Below are 1,478 nucleotides of genomic sequence, written 5' to 3'. Positions count from 1 at the left end.
ATTAGCCCTAAACATTCTGATTTAGCTGCATTTTTACCGCTGGCAACTAACGCCCTGTTAAGGTGTGAGCAACGCAATAACGAAGCTGCCGCATACTACCTTAAACACTAAACGCAACGCATAGTAAAAATGCCACGCGTTGCGAATCACTCTTAAACAGTTTGTTATGCCAAAACTTACAGATTGGCTAGATATTTTTCGGTGTACTCGACGTAGTCACCGACAGATTCGATGTAAACAGTAGGCTCGATTTTATGTTTATAATCATACTCTACACATAATACCTTGTGATAATAACCGTCGATTGCAATCACATCTCCAACTCTTGGTAAGAAATCCCAAGCAAATGTAGTTTCATAGTGATCTTTAAAACCAATTTCAGTTTTTGTTTGAAATTCAATTTGATAAATAGTCTCTGACATTGTTTTCTCCTTTTTACAATGAATTGTTAATTATTTCGAGGTTGGCATAACGCCCAATTAAGGGGTGAGCCACGCGACCACGACACCCAATTTGGACACCGTAAACACTAAACTAAACACAAACCAAAAATGCCAAGCGTGGGGAATCCCTCTTAAATTGTTTGTTATGCCTATTTTAAGCTGAAAGGCTCCATACCGATTTGATACTTTGAGTCATATTGCTCTACCTGAGCAACGAAAGCATCAAAGCCTTTCTTATCCTTGACCAACAAATAGTCAGAGTAAAGTTTATAGTAGCTATCTTCTCCAATGTAAGGACGAACGATATGCATACTTTTAACCGCATACTGCCTTACTTTGAATACTGAGGTTTGCTTAGACAGCATGAATACTGAAAATACCAATATAGTTATACCTACGGTTAAACCACTCCAACCTTTCACATATGTAGAAAGTACAAGATTAGTAGCTTTTGCAAAAGTATTATGCTGAAGACTCTTCGTTGAGCTGAATATACAAGCGAAACCTAGAAAGATCGTTCCAAACAAAAATATAACCCCTGACTGCCCTTCATATGAAATAGTTGATGCATTTTCAAATATCGAGTTTTCATAGGTTTCAGATATTGTTGATAGTAGATATGTGATTCCTCCTAGTAGGTAGCTAAATAGGGGGGATAACAGCTTCTCCCACACTCCGCTTCCAATAGCACCAACAAGTATAGTCCCTAAAAATGCTAAACAAACTTTCAGTATTTTATTCACTTAATTTTCTACCCTGATAATTCTAAACTTAGCCAATAGGCATAACGCCGCGTTAAGTAGTGAGCAACATTGCCACCTAACCTAAACCATTGTGCCGTAAACACTAAATTCAAAGCAAACCAAAAATGCCGAGCGTTGCGAATCTGCCTTAAACGCTTTGTTAGTTGCCATTCTAAACCACTGATTTCCAATTTATTTCCACTTTTGCCAACGCCGTTTTTCAGCGTGTTGAAAAACCAAATCAGGCGCAGTTTCAAAGCGACTGTCACTGAAACCACTTGGAACTTACAAC

At 38.2% G+C, this 1,478-nt stretch carries 3 protein-coding genes; all 3 read right to left on the bottom strand.

Annotated elements, in window-relative coordinates; all coding sequences use genetic code 11:
- Positions 1-176 precede the first annotated feature (176 nt).
- Entirely contained in the window at positions 177-422 is a 246-nt protein-coding gene (locus CDZ87_RS16735; protein ID WP_100754536.1) for a hypothetical protein, read from the bottom strand.
- A gap of 170 nt (positions 423-592) precedes the next feature.
- Positions 593-1,186: a hypothetical protein gene (locus tag CDZ87_RS16730; RefSeq protein WP_100754535.1), complete on the bottom strand. Its 594-nt coding sequence runs from the start codon at positions 1,184-1,186 to the stop codon at positions 593-595.
- An 8-nt stretch (positions 1,187-1,194) separates the two neighbouring features.
- Positions 1,195-1,478 (bottom strand): hypothetical protein (locus CDZ87_RS16725; protein ID WP_216639398.1); only part of this gene is annotated, 284 nt, incomplete at its 5' end.

This window comes from Vibrio salilacus (assembly GCF_002811245.1).
GTDB classification, from domain to species: Bacteria; Pseudomonadota; Gammaproteobacteria; order Enterobacterales; family Vibrionaceae; genus Vibrio; species Vibrio salilacus.
The sequence above is the reverse complement of the archived record's forward strand: the minus strand, read 5'-3'. Positions and strand labels throughout refer to the sequence as shown.

What these genes read in the sequence shown, in the direction of transcription:
- CDZ87_RS16735 (WP_100754536.1), bottom strand. Translation starts at nt 422, where the DNA reads ATGTCAGAGACTATTTATCAAATTGAATTTCAAACAAAAACTGAAATT.